17 protein-coding genes are annotated in these 16972 nt (G+C 53.3%); 7 read left to right on the top strand and 10 right to left on the bottom strand.

The annotated features are described in order from the left end of the window. Positions 1–57: 57 nt before the first annotated feature. Together B1H58_RS09710 and aspA are read right to left on the bottom strand one after the other, a co-directional pair. Positions 58–1359, bottom strand: a complete 1302-nt coding sequence (locus B1H58_RS09710; protein ID WP_085069816.1) for an anaerobic C4-dicarboxylate transporter — start codon at positions 1357–1359, stop codon at positions 58–60. A 123-nt stretch (positions 1360–1482) separates the two neighbouring features. Next, on the bottom strand, positions 1483–2919 hold the full coding sequence (gene aspA / locus B1H58_RS09715) for an aspartate ammonia-lyase (protein WP_085069818.1): 1437 nt from the start codon (positions 2917–2919) through the stop codon (positions 1483–1485). 386 nt (positions 2920–3305) lie between these two features. On the opposite strand from aspA, the gene B1H58_RS09720 reads away from it, so the two are divergent. The 4 genes from B1H58_RS09720 (at position 3306) to B1H58_RS09740 (ending at position 6513) form a co-directional block, all read left to right on the top strand. Next, the gene (locus B1H58_RS09720; protein ID WP_085069820.1) at positions 3306–3767 is read left to right on the top strand and encodes an FxsA family protein; all 462 of its coding nucleotides are present in this window, start codon (positions 3306–3308) and stop codon (positions 3765–3767) included. 218 nt (positions 3768–3985) lie between these two features. Then, positions 3986–4279 (top strand): co-chaperone GroES, encoded by a 294-nt coding sequence (locus B1H58_RS09730; RefSeq protein ID WP_103059132.1) that lies wholly within the window; start codon positions 3986–3988, stop codon positions 4277–4279. A gap of 46 nt (positions 4280–4325) precedes the next feature. Beyond that, positions 4326–5972, top strand: coding sequence for a chaperonin GroEL (gene groL / locus B1H58_RS09735; RefSeq protein WP_085069825.1), 1647 nt, complete (start codon positions 4326–4328; stop codon positions 5970–5972). Between the two features lie 193 nt (positions 5973–6165). Next, on the top strand, positions 6166–6513 hold the full coding sequence (locus tag B1H58_RS09740) for a DUF4156 domain-containing protein (protein ID WP_085069827.1): 348 nt from the start codon (positions 6166–6168) through the stop codon (positions 6511–6513). Between the two features lie 77 nt (positions 6514–6590). On the opposite strand, the gene B1H58_RS09745 is transcribed toward B1H58_RS09740, so the two are convergent. Both B1H58_RS09745 and epmB read right to left on the bottom strand, forming a co-directional pair. Continuing rightward, positions 6591–7019, bottom strand: a complete 429-nt coding sequence (locus B1H58_RS09745; protein WP_085069829.1) for a DUF1090 domain-containing protein — start codon at positions 7017–7019, stop codon at positions 6591–6593. A 441-nt stretch (positions 7020–7460) separates the two neighbouring features. Further along, on the bottom strand, positions 7461–8489 hold the full coding sequence (epmB, locus tag B1H58_RS09750) for an EF-P beta-lysylation protein EpmB (RefSeq protein ID WP_085069831.1): 1029 nt from the start codon (positions 8487–8489) through the stop codon (positions 7461–7463). 40 nt (positions 8490–8529) lie between these two features. Here epmB and efp point away from each other — a divergent pair, with 40 nt between their 5' ends. Together efp and B1H58_RS09760 are read left to right on the top strand one after the other, a co-directional pair. After that, entirely contained in the window at positions 8530–9096 is a 567-nt protein-coding gene (gene efp / locus B1H58_RS09755; protein WP_085069833.1) for an elongation factor P, read from the top strand. Positions 9097–9229: 133 nt separating this feature from the next. Beyond that, positions 9230–9364, top strand: a complete 135-nt coding sequence (locus B1H58_RS09760) for an entericidin A/B family lipoprotein (RefSeq protein WP_085069835.1) — start codon at positions 9230–9232, stop codon at positions 9362–9364. An 89-nt stretch (positions 9365–9453) separates the two neighbouring features. Here the strand turns inward: B1H58_RS09760 and B1H58_RS09765 are convergent, their stop codons facing one another. Then, positions 9454–9993 (bottom strand): lipocalin family protein, encoded by a 540-nt coding sequence (locus B1H58_RS09765; RefSeq protein ID WP_085069837.1) that lies wholly within the window; start codon positions 9991–9993, stop codon positions 9454–9456. Positions 9994–10190: 197 nt separating this feature from the next. Here B1H58_RS09765 and B1H58_RS09770 point away from each other — a divergent pair, with 197 nt between their 5' ends. After that, a complete protein-coding gene (locus tag B1H58_RS09770; RefSeq protein ID WP_085069839.1) occupies positions 10191–11639 on the top strand; it encodes a flagellin N-terminal helical domain-containing protein in 1449 nt (482 codons plus the stop codon). Positions 11640–11643: 4 nt separating this feature from the next. Here B1H58_RS09770 and frdD read toward each other — a convergent pair whose 3' ends face one another. The 5 genes from frdD to B1H58_RS09795 all read right to left on the bottom strand — a co-directional run bounded on the left by frdD (position 11644) and on the right by B1H58_RS09795 (position 16677). Then, positions 11644–11997, bottom strand: coding sequence for a fumarate reductase subunit FrdD (gene frdD, locus B1H58_RS09775; RefSeq protein WP_085069841.1), 354 nt, complete (start codon positions 11995–11997; stop codon positions 11644–11646). A gap of 10 nt (positions 11998–12007) precedes the next feature. Then, on the bottom strand, positions 12008–12403 hold the full coding sequence (frdC, locus tag B1H58_RS09780; RefSeq protein ID WP_085069843.1) for a fumarate reductase subunit FrdC: 396 nt from the start codon (positions 12401–12403) through the stop codon (positions 12008–12010). Positions 12404–12413: 10 nt separating this feature from the next. Then, on the bottom strand, positions 12414–13148 hold the full coding sequence (locus tag B1H58_RS09785; RefSeq protein ID WP_085069845.1) for a succinate dehydrogenase/fumarate reductase iron-sulfur subunit: 735 nt from the start codon (positions 13146–13148) through the stop codon (positions 12414–12416). Next, a complete protein-coding gene (gene frdA / locus B1H58_RS09790; RefSeq protein ID WP_085069846.1) occupies positions 13141–14931 on the bottom strand; it encodes a fumarate reductase (quinol) flavoprotein subunit in 1791 nt (596 codons plus the stop codon). The genes B1H58_RS09785 and frdA overlap by 8 nt, the downstream gene beginning before the upstream one ends. A 186-nt stretch (positions 14932–15117) precedes the next feature. Next, on the bottom strand, positions 15118–16677 hold the full coding sequence (locus tag B1H58_RS09795; protein WP_085069848.1) for a methyl-accepting chemotaxis protein: 1560 nt from the start codon (positions 16675–16677) through the stop codon (positions 15118–15120). Positions 16678–16972: the final 295 nt, after the last annotated feature.

Raw genomic sequence — 16972 nt, forward strand, 5'->3', positions numbered from 1 at the left:
TATTTTTGACTGGTGGTAAGCAGAGGTAACCCGGCCTGGGCCAGGTTACCGGGGACGCTACAAAAACAGCTGTCCGAACAGGAAACCAAACGCCACCGACAGCACAATCGCGAGCGTGCCGGGGATCAGAAACGAGTGGTTAAAAACAAACTTGCCGATGCGCGTGGAGCCGGTGTCATCCATCTCAACCGCTGCCAGCAGGGTTGGGTAGGTGGGCAGCACAAACAGCGCGGAAACGGCAGCGAAAGAGGCCACGGCGGTGACCGGCGAGACGCCCAGCATCAGCGCAGCAGGCATCAGAGCTTTCGTGGTTGCCGCCTGGGAATAGAGCAGGGTGGAAGCAAAAAACAGCACCAGCGCCAGCATCCACGGATGATTATTCAGCAGCTCTCCGGCCAGCATCTGAATATCATTAATATGCCCTTTTACAAAGGTATCCCCCAGCCAGGCGACGCCCATCACACAGATACAGGCGCTCATGCCCGATTTAAACGTGCTGGCGCTGAGGATAGCGCTGGTATCCACTTTACAGCTCAGGCAGATCAGCGTGGCGATGGTCAGCATAAACACCACAATCGCTTCGTTGCGCGGCAGCAGCGGATTCTGGATCAGGCCGACATTTTCGCTGATTGCGGTGGCATAAAGCATGACGGCCACAATACCGATTAGAAACAGTAGCACCGAGCGTTTTGCGCCCGGCTTCTCTTCAAAAACCTGCGAGCCGCGCAACGTCACTTCCCCTTTTGCCAGACGCGCCTGATAAATCGGATCGTCCTGCAGCTCTTTGCCGAGAAAGTTTGTTACCAGCGCCGCCACGAAAATCGCCGCCATGGTAGAAGGAATTGCCACGCCCAACAGCGCCAGATAGCCGATACCGCGTGGCTCAAGAATCCCGGCGAAATAGACCACGGCGGCGGAAATCGGTGAGGCGGTAATGGCAATCTGCGACGCGACAACAGCGATAGATAGCGGGCGTGACGGACGCACGCCTTGCTCTTTGGCGACCTCGGCGATAACCGGCAGCGTAGAGAACGCGGTATGGCCGGTACCTGCCAGCAGCGTCATACAATAGGTCACCAGCGGCGCGAGAAAAGTAACGTAGCGGGGATGCTTACGCAGCAGCCGCTCAGCAAGGCTCACCAGGTAATTCATACCGCCCGCTACCTGCATGGCGGCAATAGCGGAAATCACGGCCATAATAATTTCGATGACATCGAAAGGAATGGCCCCCGGCTTCATTTGGCACAATAGCGCCAATACCAGCACGCCCAGACCGCCCGCAAAGCCGATGCCGATACCCCCCAGCCTGGCGCCCAGATAGATCGCCAGCAGGACGATAACCAGCTCTACTCCCACCATAATATGACCCCTTATAAAGATGATAAAAATAATAAAAAAAAGTTAAAAATTTGTATGCTGCGGCAATAAAAAAGGCACGTTGTTCAGCGAACAGACGTGCCTGCAATGCGTTAAGAGTCGGGCTTAATTTTCATTTTCATCGGTATAGCGTTTTGCTTTATAAACAGGACGCATCAGGTTAGGAACGGAAAAGATATCGTCCAGTTCGGCTTCGGTCAGCAGACCGCGCTCCAGCACCACATCTCTGACGCTTTTGCCGGTTTCAGCACAGATTTTACCGACAATATCACCGTTATGGTGACCAATATAAGGGTTGAGATAGGTCACGATACCGATAGAGTTAAACACGTACGCTTCACAAACCGCTTTATTGGCGGTAATGCCGTCAACGCATTTTTCCAGTAGGTTATAGCAGGCATTGGTCAGGATCTGAATAGATTCAAACATCGCCTGGCCGATTACCGGTTCCATCACGTTAAGCTGAAGCTGACCCGCCTCGGAGGCCATGGTCACGGTGGTGTCATTGCCGATCACTTTAAAGCAAACCTGGTTTACTACTTCCGGCACCACCGGGTTCACTTTGGCTGGCATAATAGAAGAACCGGCCTGCAGCTCCGGCAGATTGATTTCATTCAGGCCGGCGCGCGGACCCGAAGAGAGCAGGCGTAAATCGTTGCAGATTTTCGACAGCTTGACCGCCAGGCGTTTCAACGCGGAATGCACCATCACATAGGCGCCGCAGTCGGACGTTGCTTCGATCAGATCCTCAGCGGGCGTAACCGGCAGATTAGTGACCTCGGCCAGTTTTTCTACCGCCAGTTGCTGGTAGCCCTCCGGCGTATTCAGACGCGTGCCGATGGCCGTGGCGCCAAGGTTAACCTCCAGCAGCAGCTCGGCGGTGCGGGTAATGTTTTTAATCTCTTCTTTCAGCAGGACGTTAAAGGCGTGGAATTCCTGACCCAACGTCATCGGCACGGCATCCTGTAGCTGCGTGCGGCCCATCTTCAGAATCGTTTCAAACTCAACGGCTTTACGCTCAAAACCGTCGCCTAACTGAGCGATCGCATCCAGCAGTTTCAGAATGGAAGCGTAAACCGCGATACGAAAGCCGGTAGGATAAGCGTCGTTGGTGGACTGGCATTTATTGACGTGGTCATTCGGGTTCAGAAACTGATATTCCCCTTTCTGGTGCCCCATCAGTTCAAGCCCGATATTAGCCAGCACCTCGTTGGTGTTCATATTTACCGAGGTGCCTGCGCCCCCCTGATAGACATCAACCGGAAACTGGTCCATGCATTTGCCGTTATTCAATACCTCATCACACGCCTGGATAATGGTATTGGCAATATGACGAGGGATGGTCTGCAGCTCTTTATTGGCCAGCGCTGCCGCTTTCTTCACCATTACCATGCCGCGCACAAACTCAGGAATGTCGCTGATTTTATGGCTGCTGATACAGAAATTCTCAATCGCACGCAAAGTATGAACGCCGTAATACGCATCCGCCGGAACTTCACGCATGCCTAACAGGTCTTCTTCGATACGAATGTTATTTGCCATGGGAACCTTCTTGTTAGAGCTACCGGTTACATCGTTACAGGTGATGTGGTTATCGTGTCGAATTAAGCCCGGCAGATAAATTGTCCCTTATCGGCCTGGCCGCACAATCATAGGCTTAAGCGACACAAATATCTGAGTCCAGATCGCGATTCGAAGAAAAGCTGACGCAGAGCCAGCTTTCGGCTGTGATCATAATCCCAAAATCGTCGCAGGTGGGAAAAATCCAGCACCCTGGTTGAAAATTAACGTATGCGCACCCATCTCTGTAGCTTATCTGCGCCATAGTTTGCTATGACGTTAACGCGACAACGCAGGTTGATCGCGTTTGAACCGAAGAATATCGCCGCTGCGCCGCAGGCGTGGCAGCCCGACTAAAGGAGAATACGGTGCGCTGGTTACCGTTATTAATACTGTTTTTATTCGCCTGGATTGAGATCACCCTGTTTATTCAGGTGGCGCACGTAATGGGCGTCTTGCTGACGATGCTGCTGGTGATCTTTACCTCTGCCATCGGCGTGTCGCTGGTAAAAAATCAGGGCGTGAAGAACTTTCTGCTAATGCAGCAGAAGCTGGCGCAGGGCGAGAGCCCGGCGGAAGAGATGATCAAAAGCGTTTCGCTGATTATCGCCGGTTTCCTGCTGCTGTTGCCGGGATTTTTTACCGACTTCCTTGGCCTGCTGTTACTGCTGCCGCCGGTACAAAAACATCTGACCCTGAAGCTGATGCCGCACCTGCGCGTCTGGCGCGGGCCGGGGGCTGGCCCGGACAGCGGCTACACCATGGAAGGCGAATACGAGCGTAAAGACAGCGATCGTATTGGTCACGATAAAGATCGTCAGGATCGTTAAAATTTTACTCTGAAGATGGCGGCAATGAGCCGCCATGTTTTTTTCTGCAGCCGCTTAGCCGGGTCGGCAAATTGATCCCAAACAAAAATTTTTTTTTGTATTGCCCCTTGAAAGCGATGACGGCTGTCCCTATCTCTTGAGCCACGAGGCCGGAAGCCCATAAGCCCGGCATTCATCCCTAAAATGACTGATTGGACTTCTCAAAGGAGAGCTATCAAATGAACATTCGTCCATTGCACGATCGCGTAATCGTCAAGCGTAAAGAAGTTGAATCCAAATCTGCTGGCGGCATCGTTCTGACCGGCTCCGCTGCGGCTAAATCTACCCGTGGCGAAGTGTTGGCTGTGGGCAATGGTCGCATCCTGGAAAACGGCAGCGTGAAGCCGCTGGATGTGAAAGTGGGCGACGTTGTGATTTTTAACGAAGGTTACGGCGCGAAAACCGAGAAGATCGATAACGAAGACGTGTTGATCATCTCTGAAAGCGACATTCTGGCAATCGTTGAAGCCTGATTAGGCAAAAACCACATCGAACATACGAATTTAAGGGAAATTTCAAATGGCAGCTAAAGACGTAAAATTCGGTAATGACGCGCGTGTAAAAATGCTGCGCGGCGTGAACATCCTGGCAGACGCAGTTAAAGTTACTCTGGGCCCGAAAGGCCGTAACGTAGTGCTGGATAAATCTTTCGGTTCGCCGACCATCACTAAAGATGGCGTCTCCGTTGCACGTGAAATCGAACTGGAAGACAAGTTCGAGAATATGGGCGCGCAGATGGTGAAAGAAGTCGCCTCTAAAGCGAATGACACCGCAGGTGACGGTACCACCACCGCAACCGTACTGGCTCAGTCTATCGTTAACGAAGGCCTGAAAGCGGTTGCTGCTGGCATGAACCCGATGGACCTGAAACGCGGTATCGATAAAGCTGTTATCGCCGCTGTTGAAGAGCTGAAAGCACTGTCCGTACCTTGCTCTGACTCTAAAGCTATTGCTCAGGTTGGTACCATCTCCGCGAACTCTGATGAGTCTGTCGGTACCCTGATTGCTCAGGCAATGGAAAAAGTGGGTAAAGAAGGCGTTATCACCGTTGAAGAAGGCACCGGTCTGCAGGACGAGCTGGACGTGGTTGAAGGTATGCAGTTCGATCGCGGCTACCTCTCTCCTTACTTCATCAACAAGCCGGAAACTGGCGCAGTAGAACTGGACAGCCCGTTCATCCTGCTGGTTGATAAGAAAGTCTCTAACATTCGTGAACTGCTGCCGGTACTGGAAGCAGTAGCGAAAGCCAGCAAGCCGCTGCTGATCGTTGCTGAAGACGTTGAAGGCGAAGCGCTGGCTACGCTGGTGGTGAACACCATGCGCGGCATCGTGAAAGTAGCTGCGGTGAAAGCGCCGGGCTTCGGCGACCGTCGTAAAGCGATGCTGCAGGATATCGCTATCCTGACTGGCGGTACCGTTATCTCTGAAGAGATCGGTATGGAGCTGGAAAAAGCAACGCTGGAAGACCTGGGTCAGGCTAAACGCGTTGTGATCAACAAAGACACCACCACCATCATCGATGGCGTGGGTGAAGAAGGCGCTATCCAGGGCCGCGTTTCTCAGATCCGTCAGCAGATCGAAGAAGCAACCTCTGACTACGATAAAGAAAAACTGCAGGAGCGCGTAGCGAAACTGGCAGGCGGCGTAGCCGTACTGAAAGTTGGCGCAGCAACTGAAGTTGAAATGAAAGAGAAAAAAGCACGCGTTGAAGATGCCCTGCACGCAACCCGTGCTGCGGTGGAAGAAGGCGTGGTAGCTGGCGGTGGTGTTGCTCTGGTTCGCGTTGCAGCGAAACTGTCTGAGCTGACTGGCCAGAACGAAGACCAGAACGTGGGTATCAAAGTTGCGCTGCGCGCAATGGAAGCTCCGCTGCGTCAGATCGTTTCCAACGCCGGTGAAGAGCCGTCCGTTGTGGCTAACATGGTTAAAGCTGGCGACGGTAACTACGGTTACAACGCGGCTACCGAAGAGTACGGCAACATGATCGACTTCGGTATCCTGGATCCGACCAAAGTAACCCGTTCTGCGCTGCAGTACGCGGCTTCTGTCGCTGGTCTGATGATCACCACCGAATGTATGGTGACTGACCTGCCGAAAGACGACAAAGGCGACTTAGGTGCTGCTGGTGGTATGGGCGGCATGGGCGGTATGGGCGGCATGATGTAATTGCCCCCAACGGCTTAGGTTGTCTAAACCCCCTGTCAGAAATGGCAGGGGGTTTTTCTTTTGCCGCTGAAAAAGGTATAAGTAAACGCGCAGGTTTATACTGAACGTTTGTGGCAAGGGATGTTTAAGAAAACGCTCTCTTTTCTGATACGCTCAGACCGGATGATACTGACGATAATAAATGAGGAATCACATGCGGATTAAAGTCTTGCTGGGGCTTTCTGCAGCAGCGTTGCTGCTGGCGGGTTGTAGCACCTCCAAAGATCTAAGTGCGGCTGGCCAGCGCGTCACCTTTACCGATCAGCAACCGGGCAGTACCTGCCAGCTCCTGGGTGAACTCACCGGTAGCCAGAGCAACTGGCTGAGCGGCGCTGGTGGTGAAAACAGTTCTCTGCGCGGCGCGGCAAATGATTTACGCAACCGGGCGGCGGAGATGGGCGGCAATGTGATTTATGGCGCAACCAGCCCTACGCAAAATATCTGGTCCAGCTTCGCTCCGCTCGATAGCAAAATGACCGGCCAGGTCTACAAGTGCCCGTAAGCCTTTTTTACCAGCCATAATCTGTAGCGTTAAGCCGGTGCCTGCTGTGATATTTCCGGTTTAACGCTGTTATAAGATTATTTCTTCAGAGCCGCCCGTTCAGCACGTGCCTGTGCCAGTTCTTGCTCAATTTCCCGCAGGTCAGCCTGTTTTTCTTTTAGCTTGCGCTGATATTTTTTTACCTTATCCTGTCGGCCTGATGCCTGCGCTTCATGTAAATCCGTCTGCACTTCTCGCAGCTCATCCTGTTTTTTAGCCCACTTTTTCTCCAGTTTGGCAACATCCTTTTGCGCACTGGCGATAACCCTGTCATGGGTACAGTGGGCTTGAACTTCTGCCAGCGCCTGTTTCAGGCCGTTCACTTTATGGGTATTACCATAATGCCGGGCAATGCCGATCTCCTTCTCAAGTACCGCACGTTTAGTGGCACAGTCATTGTTGCTGGCATAGGCGAAATGAGCCATGCCGGTGAGAATAATGGCGGAAAATAGCGCAAGTTTTTTCATCGTAACTCCTTGTAAAAAATTATTATCCAGAATTTTTCTTTATATTCACAAACAGCAGTAGATTAAACAGTAAATAAATAAGGTAAAATCCGGCAGTGCCTTATCTTCCCGAATAACAGCGTTTATCCTGAACATCTGGCGCTATTTACATAATTATCAGCAAAGATTATTTATCCCTAGAAAGGAAAGGCCCGGCTATTGTCGATTAAAGACAGCTGCGCTGGCTATTTAATTTTCTTTATAGGTTCTTTTATTGAGATTTATCTTTTTCGGCTACAGATAGAACTGGTATTTATTAATATTTTCATTACTTATTTAATAAATAAGTAAAATAGCATTAAATAAGACAGAGTTATTGTCCTTAAAAAAGGTGAGCGACAGTCACATTACTTTTGGCCAGAGAAATATTGTCCGGTAATAAGATCATTACCGGACGTCCAGTCAGGATTGTCTGAGCTGTAAATCAAGCGGTGTTTTGCTCGGCTCGCCACCGATTTCCCTTGCCAGTTTCGGCACCAGATAACCGGAGACCAGCGCCAGCAGCTGTCGCATAATGGCGCGGGCCGTCTCGTCCGGAACATAGAAATGCGCTGCGCCCTGCACTTTATCCAGCACGTGCAGGTAATAAGGCAGTACGCCAGCATCAAACAGCGCATTGCTGAGCGCCGCCAGCGTGTGTGCGTCATCATTGATGCCGCGCAGTAAGACGCTTTGATTAAGCATGGTTACGCCAGCGCGCTTCAGCATGGCGATACCGTGGCGTAGCGCGTCATCAATCTCCTGCGCATGGTTGATATGGGTCACCATAAGCACCTGCAGACGCGAGCTTGCCAGACGCTGGCACAAACTCTCCGTGATCCGTGCCGGGATCACTACCGGCAAACGACTGTGAATACGCAGACGCTTTAAATGCGGGATCGCTTCCAGTTCGCCGATCAGCCAGTCCAGCTCATGATCCTTTGCCATCAGCGGATCGCCGCCGGAGAAAATGATCTCATCCAGCTCCTGATGATCGCGGATATAGTCCAGCGCGCGCTGCCAGTTGCGCTTGTTGCCCTGATTATCCTGATAGGGAAAATGACGGCGGAAGCAGTAGCGGCAGTTCACCGCACAGCCGCCTTTTACCAGCAACAGCGCCCGATTTCTGTATTTATGCAGCAGCCCAGGCACAACGCTGCTCTGCTCATCCAGCGGATCGGTACTGTAGCCGGGCGCATCAATAAACTCCTGGCGATCGGTGATCACCTGCAGCAGCAGGGGATCGTTGGGATCGCCTTTTTTCATGCGTTGCGCAAAGGCACGCGGCACGCGCAGGGCAAAAAGCCGACGAGCATCCTCTCCGGCAGTCAGATGTGGATGGTGATCCAACGCTAAAAAGCGTAGTAATTCATGGGGTTCAGTGATGACGTCTGCAAGTTGTTGCAACCAATCTTCTCTGGATGGGGTATTTAGGGTTACAATGTGTGCCATTTTTTTGGCTAAGTACCAGTATTAATTGTAGAGGGCCTTTATGGCGACTTATTCTAGCAACGATTTTCGCAACGGTCTCAAAATCATGTTCGAAGGCGAGCCTTACGCTATCGAATCCAGTGAGTTTGTTAAACCGGGCAAAGGGCAGGCGTTCGCACGCGTTAAGATGCGTCGTCTGCTGACCGGCAAGCTGATCGAAAAAACTTTTAAATCTACCGACTCCGCCGAAGGCGCTGACGTGGTAGATATGAACCTGACTTACCTCTATAACGACGGTGAGTTCTGGCACTTCATGAACAATGAAACCTTCGAACAGCTGGCTGCTGATGCGAAAGCCGTAGGTGAAAATGCGAAATGGCTGCTGGATCAGGCCGAGTGCATCGTGACCCTGTGGAACGGTAGCCCGATTGCCGTTACGCCGCCGAACTTTGTTGAGTTAGAAATCGTTGATACCGATCCGGGCCTGAAAGGCGATACCGCAGGTACTGGCGGCAAACCGGCCACCCTGACCACCGGCGCGGTGGTAAAAGTTCCGTTATTTGTGCAGATCGGCGAAGTGATCAAAGTCGATACGCGCTCTGGCGAATACGTATCTCGCGTAAAATAAGCTTTTATCAGGCGCATCTCCCGGATGCGCTTTTTTATTGCGGGTCATTTCCTTTGCGGTTACGGGCAAGCTGTTAATTTCCGGCTATGCTTTAGTTGCTGTACTTTCAACTGTAACCAACAAGGAAATGGCTATGTCTAAGAAAAGTATTGTTGCTATCTTTTCCGCTCTGATTCTTACTACTCTGCTCTCCGCTTGTAATACTACGCGCGGCGTAGGCGAAGATGTTGAAGCTGGCGGTGAGGCGATTCAGCGCGGCGCCCAGTAAATTGAACGGTGCGGAACGCTGTTCCGTACCGGCATTTAAGCCTGCCCGCACCGTTAATCTTTGCTCACCACTCTGCTCTAATCACCTGTTTACGGTGCCGTCACGCCGTCCTGTTTTACCCATATCAGCTTATCCACCGGAAAACCGGCCGTGCGCGCCTGTGTGGTGAGCTGCTGTTTAACGGACTCATCCAGTTGCGGAGTTCGCGACAGGATCCACAGATAATTATGGTTCGGCCCGCAGACCAGCGCATAGCGATAGTCGCTGTCGAGCGCAATCACGTTATAACCAGCATAAAAAGGGCCAAAGAAAGAGACTTTCAGGGCCGCACGCTGCGGCGAACCGGTAAAGTAAGCTTTTCCGATGCTCTCTTTCCAGCGCTGTTTCTCAGGGCTGTAACCACGATTAATGACCTTCAGACCGCCGTCGTCCCGTTTGCTGTAAGTGGCAGTGACATGATCAAGACCGCGTTCGAAGCGGTGATCGAGGCGGGCAATTTCATACCAATGTCCCAGATAGCGATCGGCCTCAAAATTTTCCACTACCGTGACATTTTTGGGCGGAGTTGTACTGCAGGCGACCGAGAGCAGGGTGCCTACGCTGGCAATAAAACTTTTCCACAATGACATAATGCTTTCCTTATAAGTTTTAACGGCTTAAGTATAGAACGTCAAAACGTGACGCGCCGTTAACTCAAAAAAAATCATTGGATCTGCAAAAAAGCGCGCCAGGCCTGGCGGTAAGCCTGTGTAAACCCGTTAAAGCCGTGTGTTTCTGCGCCGATAACCTTTCTACTTGAATAACAGTCAGTGAAGAATTTCTTATCATGGCGACCATTAACACCAATCTGTTATCAGCCAACGTGCTGAAAAATCAGGCAAAGGACGCCTCTCAACTTAGTCAGACTATTGCGCGACTTTCATCGGGACTACGTATTAATAACGCGAAAGATGATGCTGCCGGCCAGGCGATTGCTAATCGTATGACTGCCAATCTTGGTGCCGATAAGGTTATTGGCCGTGGGCTGGATGATGGTATCAGCCTGTCGGAAACCGCTGACGGCGGACTGGACTCTATTTCCCAACTGTTGATCCGCGCGAAAGAGCTGGCAATCCGCTCGGTGAACGATGCGTTATCTAACAGCGATCGCCAAAGTTTGCAGGATGAGTTTCAGCAAATCAGCGACACAATCGATCAGATCGCCGGTAACACAGAAATTTTCGGTAAGTATCCGCTGGCTCCGGCACAGGCGGAACTGCCGCTGAAGCTGGGCAATGTGTCGTCGGCAAACAGTAAATTTCCGGTGCCAGGCTCCAACTATAGTTTTACGTCCGGGATCGTTTCACTGACTTATATTCCGGCGGGCGCGACCAATATTAATTTGCGTATCGACTCTTACTCTTACGATGACGATATCCAGATTTTTACCCGTGATGGCAAACATTTGACAGGCACGCCGTTGCAGGGCAGCGATGCTGATTCCACCTGGCTCAGCAAAGGGGTTTCCAGCGCGGCACAGGCTGACAGCAGCGTGATTACCGAAGCGAACGGCTTTTTGCCAGGTGCCAGCTATGATGACAGTCTTCTGATGCAGGGCGGCAGCAGCTATAACATCAACGGCAGCGCCACCCAGACTTATAACGGTATGACTATCACTTATAGCGGCGATGGGGATCGTTATGAAGATGCGAGCACCGGCGGCTACAACGATGGCACCGTTTCCACCGGCAATTCACGGGAAAATATCGCGATTGATAATGTGACCGAAGACCTGCTGATCATGGTGGTGGGTAACGGCTCTTTTGCGGCGCGTATGACCTGGGGAAATATGCCGACGCCGACCTATACGCCCGCAGAACCGGTCAAGGTCAGCACCCCCACGCAAATTGTAACCAGCGCCAATTTTGGCGACGATTTGCAGACCAAAACCATCCCGCCGACGCCTTCCGATAGCGCCTCGTTAGGACTGGCAGCGACGCGCCTTAATCCAAAAGAAGAGGCGACAAAAGCGCTGGGCGCGCTGGATACGGCGCTGCAAACCGTTAGCGGTTATCGTGGCGAATATGGCAGCACGATAAATAGCCTGGAATCAACCCGGGCAACGCTCTCCGCGCAAACGCAGGCGACCACCGCAGCGCGCAGCCGTATCATGGATGCAGACTATGCGCTGGAAGCCAGTAATCTGACGAAAGCGCAGATTATCCAGCAGGCCAGCAATGCGGTGCTGATTCAGGCGAACCAGCAGCCGCAGATGATGCTGTCGTTGTTGAAATAACAGCTTACAGCGTTAAAACGCCGATAGCGGCCACCACCGTAAGGATCGCCGCCAGCCCATAGAACCACCATTTGCTGGCGGGAATAGAAAACTGAAGATCGTGCGCGCCATGATGCAGGCGATGCAGCGCGCACCATAACGGCAGGACGATCGTCAGCAAAATCAGCCCGCAACCGGGAATGGTGGCGGCAAACTGCCGAATACGCTCATAGCTTAGCGCGTCGTCCGGCCACCAGCCCAGCGGCAAAAGCAGACCAATCAGCAGAACCGCAACCGGCGATACCACGGCCGCCCACATTCCCCCCGCGCTAAACAATCCCCAAAACAGCGGCTCATCCGATCGTTGTGGTTGTTGCATCCTTTCCTCCTTATTGTGCCAGAGCCAGCCACAGCGCTGTCAGCGTTACCAGCAGAGTGACGATCCACAGAGCGAAAATAATCGGCTGCGGCTTCAGCTTTTCACCTTTCACTATCACAATGGCTGCTCTGGGCGCCAGCCCGAACCAGGTTTTGCTGTGCAGCAACGCGGCAGCCAGCGTCACCAGGTTGAACAGCAATATCGCCGGATGCTGGAGAAAATCCACAAAATGCGCCCAGGACTCAGGGCCTCCCTTCAGGGCATAGAGGCCGAAAATCAGCTCCAGGCTAAACCAGAGCGCAGGCAGAGCGGTGCCTTCACGCAGCATATACAAGCGATAAAAAGCCAGCTGCCGCCACCAGTTGGTTGATACCGGCGCCAGATAAGGTTTGCGTTTACTTATCATTCACAGCTCCTTAGTGCGGTTTCAGTCGGGCGATCAGATAATCTTTGGCGCTTGCTACCTTGCCCTGCTGGATAGCCGCAGCCGGATCAACATGTTTAGGGCAGACTTCAGAGCAAAAGCCAACAAAGGTACAGGGCCAGACGCCATTGTCGCCGTTTAACAGCGGCATGCGTTCGGCCTTGCCGCGATCGCGACTGTCCAGATTGTAACGATGCGCCAGGGCGATAACGGCCGGGCCGATAAACTGCGGATTAAGAGCAAACTGTGGGCAGGCGGCATAGCACAGGCCGCAGTTAATACAGCCGGAAAACTGATGATAGCGTGCCATCTGCGTCGGGGTTTGCCGGTTGGCACCCTGCGCCGGGACGCGTGGATTGCCAATAATGTAGGGCTTAATCGCCTCCAGACTGGCGATAAAGTGGCTCATATCCACCACTAAATCGCGCTCAACCGGGAAATTAGCCAGCGGCGCGATACGCAGGCCGTCCGGGTAATCACGCAAAAAGGTTTTACAGGCGAGCTTAGGGATACCGTTAACCATCATGCCGCAGGAGCCGCAAATCGCCATGCGGCATGACCAGCGCCAGGCCAAATCCAACGCCAGATTATCTTTGATATAACCCAGCGCATCCAGCAAAGAGGTTTGGTCATCCCACGGCACCGCAAAGTGTTCATCATGCGGTTTAACGTCCTGTTCCGGGTTATAACGCTGGACAGTGATATTCAGAGTCGGCTGTTTATTCATGAGGCGTCTCCTGCGCCTGCGCGGCATCCGCCTGTGCGCCATATAAGCGCTGAGCAGGCTGCAGGCGGGTAATGGTAACAGGGGAGGTTTCGATGCGCGGCGCGCCATCGGCGTTAAAGAAGGTCAGTGTATGATGCAGATAATTTTGATCGTCGCGCTGTCGGCAGCCCTCATCCAGCCGCTGATGAGCGCCACGGGACTCTTTGCGATGCATCGCCGCATGCGCCATACATTCGGCTACGTTCAGGCTATGCTCCAGCTCAAGGCTGTAAAGCAGTTCCGTATTGAAAACGCTGCTGCTGTCGCTGATATGCAGGCGCTGGTAGCGCGTTTTTAAATCCGCCAGCGTATCGATCGTCTGCTGCATTAGCTCAGGGGTGCGATAGATCCCGCAGCCCAGTTCCATACTGCGGCCCATCTCGTCACGCAGCGCGGACCAGCGCTCGGTGCCCGGCTGATTAATACGCGCCAGCAGGCGCTGTTCCACATCTTTCGCCTGCGCGGTTAACGCCCGCTCGCTGCCGACAGGATCCTCCAGCGCCCGTTCCGCCGCCTGTTCGCCAGCCAGACGCCCAAACACCACCAGCTCCGCCAGCGAGTTAGATCCAAGTCGGTTAGCACCATGCAGGCCGATGGCGGCACACTCTCCGGCGGCAAACAGCCCGTTGATACGCGTTTCGCCGCGCGCGTCGGTTTCAATGCCGCCCATGGTGTAGTGTGCCGTCGGACGTACCGGAATTGGGGCGGTAACCGGATCGACGCCAACGTAGGCTTTGCTCAGCTCACAGATAAAAGGCAGCCGCTCATGCAGTTTCCTGGCACCGAGATGACGCAGATCGAGATGAACCACTTCGCCGCGCGGGCTGGACAGGGTGCGGCCCGCCTGCCACTCATGCCAGAACGCCTGCGACACTTTATCGCGTGGCCCCAGCTCCATATATTTGTTTTTGGGCTGGCCGGGCGGCGTTTCCGGCCCCAGGCCGTAATCCTGCAAATAGCGATAGCCATCCTTATTCACCAGAATTCCGCCTTCGCCACGGCAGCCTTCCGTCATCAGAATGCCGGAGCCAGGCAGGCCGGTGGGGTGGTACTGCACAAACTCCATGTCGCGCAGGGGAACGCCGTGACGCAGCGCCATGCCCATGCCGTCACCGGTAACGATGCTGCCGTTGGTGTTATAGCGGTAGACGCGTCCGGCACCGCCGGTGGCCAGCACTACGGCGTTGGCGCGCAGCGTGACCAGCGTGCCTTCCATCATATTCAGCGCCACCAGGCCGCCGACGCGCCCCTCATCCACCAGCAGATCCAAAACAAAATGCTCATCGAAGCGGCGAATTTGAGGATATTTCAGCGAGGTCTGAAACAGCGTATGCAGCATATGGAAGCCGGTTTTATCAGCGGCAAACCAGGTCCGCTCGATTTTCATGCCGCCGAAGCGACGCACGTTAACCGTACCGTCCTGTTTGCGGCTCCATGGGCAGCCCCACTGCTCCAGCTGGATCATTTCTTGCGGGCAGTGCTGCACAAAATAATCCACCACATCCTGCTCACACAGCCAGTCGCCGCCAGCAACCGTGTCGTGGAAATGGGCATCAAAACTGTCATGCTGCTGGGTAACGGCGGCGGAGCCCCCTTCGGCAGCCACGGTATGGCTGCGCATGGGATAGACTTTTGACACAAGGGCAATGGACAGCTGCGGTTGCGCAACGGCAGCGGCAATCGCCGCCCGTATACCTGCGCCGCCCGCGCCGACAATGATTAAATCGGCCTGAATGCTTTGCACTTAAACCTCCCTGCGAACGCGGAGTAACTCTTTCGGGTTAGTCAGTGTAGGGCAGGGTAAGTAAGGCAATTTTGATGTGTTCGATGTTTTAACCGGATAAAAGCGATGCGATTAACCGACCTATTGGCAATGCGCCTTCTGCCGCCGGGCAAAACCAGAGCAGAAGGCGAACGCGGTGAAGAGGGGTCAGACAGCTTCGTTTACCTTAAATACCCGCATCGTTTGCGCCAGCTGAGCGGCCTGCTCCTGCATGGCCTGGGCCGCCGCCGCCGACTGATTAACCAGTGCGGCATTCTGCTGGGTCACCTGGTCCATCTGGGTAATGGCGGCATTAATCTCATCAATACCAGTGCTCTGCTCGGTGCTGGCGATGGAGATTTCCCCCATGATTTCCGTCACGCTTTTTACGCTGGTCAATACTTCATTCATGGTGCTGCCGGCGTTAGCTACCTGCCTGCCGCCTTCATCAACCTTATTAACCGAATCTTCAATCAGCTGTGCGATCTCTTTGGCTGCGGAAGCAGAGCGCTGGGCCAGGCTGCGCACTTCAGCCGCGACCACTGCGAATCCGCGTCCCTGTTCACCGGCACGCGCCGCCTCTACCGCAGCGTTTAGCGCCAGGATATTGGTCTGGAAGGCGATGCCATCGATCACGCTGATAATATCGACAATTTTGCGTGATGAGTTACTGATGGTCTCCATCGTATTGACGACCTGTTTCACCGCATCGCCGCTCTGCACGGCAACTTTTGACGCCAGTGTCGCCAGTTGGTTAGCCTGATGGGCGTTATCGGCGTTCTGCTTAACCGTGGAGGTCATCTGTTCCATTGCGGCGGCGGTTTCCTCCAGCGAGCTGGCCTGCTGCTCGGTGCGTGAGGAGAGATCCATATTTCCGGCGGAGATTTCACTGGAGGCGTTAGCGATCAGATCGGTACCGGCCCGCACTTCAGTAACGATTTTCAGAAGATTATCATTCATCTTTTTCAGCGCCTGCATCAGCTGGCCGGTTTCATCCGATGAGCTGGCTTTGATTATCGTGCGCAGATCGCCAGCCGCTACGTTTTCCGCAATGCTGACGGCGGCGCGTAGCGGCTGCACAATCGAGCGGGTCAGAAAATAGCCAAGGAGCACCGCAGCGACGATGGCCAGCGCAGAGAAGATAAGCGTCATGTTGATTGCCGTGTTGGCGTCCGCCACCGCGTGTGCGCCTTCTCCCTGTAGCTGTAGGGATTGTGAATCAGCAAATTTCACTACGATATCCAGGAAGGCGTTTTGCGCCGGGGTCATTTTGCGCAGTGCATAATCAGCGGCGGCATCAATGTTGCCCCCACGGATCAGGGTAAGCAGCTGCTGGCTGGCTTCAGCAAAATTCTGCGCGGCCTCTTTTACCGCCTTAATTTTTTTCTGGCCAACAGGCGTCACCTGCAGGCGGGAAATTTTTTCAATAGCCTCATTAGTTTGCTGTGTCGCCAGCTCAAGCTGGCCAAACCGCTTTTGGTTCATCTCGGGACGGTTGGTATCAATCACCATGCCGCGCAAGTATTTGATTTGATCGTTAACGCCGTCGCGCACGTCAAATGCCAGCCTGACTTTGATATAGCGATCGTTAACGATATTTTCTACTGCGGTATTAATATTATTTATTTTAATTATTGCTGTGGCACTCACAATTATTAACAGCAAGATTACTAAACTGAATGCCGCGCCGAGGCGAAAGCCAACTTTCATATTCTTTACCGATCTCATAGTCCGTATCCCTTTGCATGGAGTAGATCAATGCAACTAGCTAAAAATATCACTCATCCCAGTGCAATATGCTGGGAATGTCGGGTTGTTACATCTTCGTTAGCGGCTGATGCTATTTCTTTGCAACAGAGCGGCTGATGACACCGCCTTCGCTGGCATTAGATATGAGCCCAGTTTTCGCGCAACGAGTCCCCCCCACCATCGGCAGCATTCGGAAAAACTTGATAAAGCATTGATTAAAAATATGTATGCCCGCGGCACCCAATAATGGGAGGCAGCGGCGGCGTTTATTTTT

Origin of the sequence: Pantoea alhagi (assembly GCF_002101395.1) — a bacterium.
Taxonomy (GTDB): Bacteria; Pseudomonadota; Gammaproteobacteria; order Enterobacterales; family Enterobacteriaceae; genus Mixta; species Mixta alhagi.

Bases quoted from the DNA above. Each gene is read 5' to 3' on its own strand.
- B1H58_RS09710 (WP_085069816.1), bottom strand. From the start codon at position 1,359: ATGGTGGGAGTAGAGCTGGTTATCGTCCTGCTGGCGATCTATCTGGGC.
- aspA (WP_085069818.1), bottom strand. From the start codon at position 2,919: ATGGCAAATAACATTCGTATCGAAGAAGACCTGTTAGGCATGCGTGAA.
- B1H58_RS09730 (WP_103059132.1), top strand. From the start codon at position 3,986: ATGAACATTCGTCCATTGCACGATCGCGTAATCGTCAAGCGTAAAGAA.
- groL (WP_085069825.1), top strand. From the start codon at position 4,326: ATGGCAGCTAAAGACGTAAAATTCGGTAATGACGCGCGTGTAAAAATG.
- B1H58_RS09740 (WP_085069827.1), top strand. From the start codon at position 6,166: ATGCGGATTAAAGTCTTGCTGGGGCTTTCTGCAGCAGCGTTGCTGCTG.
- B1H58_RS09745 (WP_085069829.1), bottom strand. From the start codon at position 7,019: ATGAAAAAACTTGCGCTATTTTCCGCCATTATTCTCACCGGCATGGCT.
- epmB (WP_085069831.1), bottom strand. From the start codon at position 8,489: ATGGCACACATTGTAACCCTAAATACCCCATCCAGAGAAGATTGGTTG.
- efp (WP_085069833.1), top strand. From the start codon at position 8,530: ATGGCGACTTATTCTAGCAACGATTTTCGCAACGGTCTCAAAATCATG.
- B1H58_RS09760 (WP_085069835.1), top strand. From the start codon at position 9,230: ATGTCTAAGAAAAGTATTGTTGCTATCTTTTCCGCTCTGATTCTTACT.
- B1H58_RS09765 (WP_085069837.1), bottom strand. From the start codon at position 9,993: ATGTCATTGTGGAAAAGTTTTATTGCCAGCGTAGGCACCCTGCTCTCG.
- B1H58_RS09770 (WP_085069839.1), top strand. From the start codon at position 10,191: ATGGCGACCATTAACACCAATCTGTTATCAGCCAACGTGCTGAAAAAT.
- frdD (WP_085069841.1), bottom strand. From the start codon at position 11,997: ATGCAACAACCACAACGATCGGATGAGCCGCTGTTTTGGGGATTGTTT.
- frdC (WP_085069843.1), bottom strand. From the start codon at position 12,403: ATGATAAGTAAACGCAAACCTTATCTGGCGCCGGTATCAACCAACTGG.
- B1H58_RS09785 (WP_085069845.1), bottom strand. From the start codon at position 13,148: ATGAATAAACAGCCGACTCTGAATATCACTGTCCAGCGTTATAACCCG.
- B1H58_RS09795 (WP_085069848.1), bottom strand. From the start codon at position 16,677: ATGAGATCGGTAAAGAATATGAAAGTTGGCTTTCGCCTCGGCGCGGCA.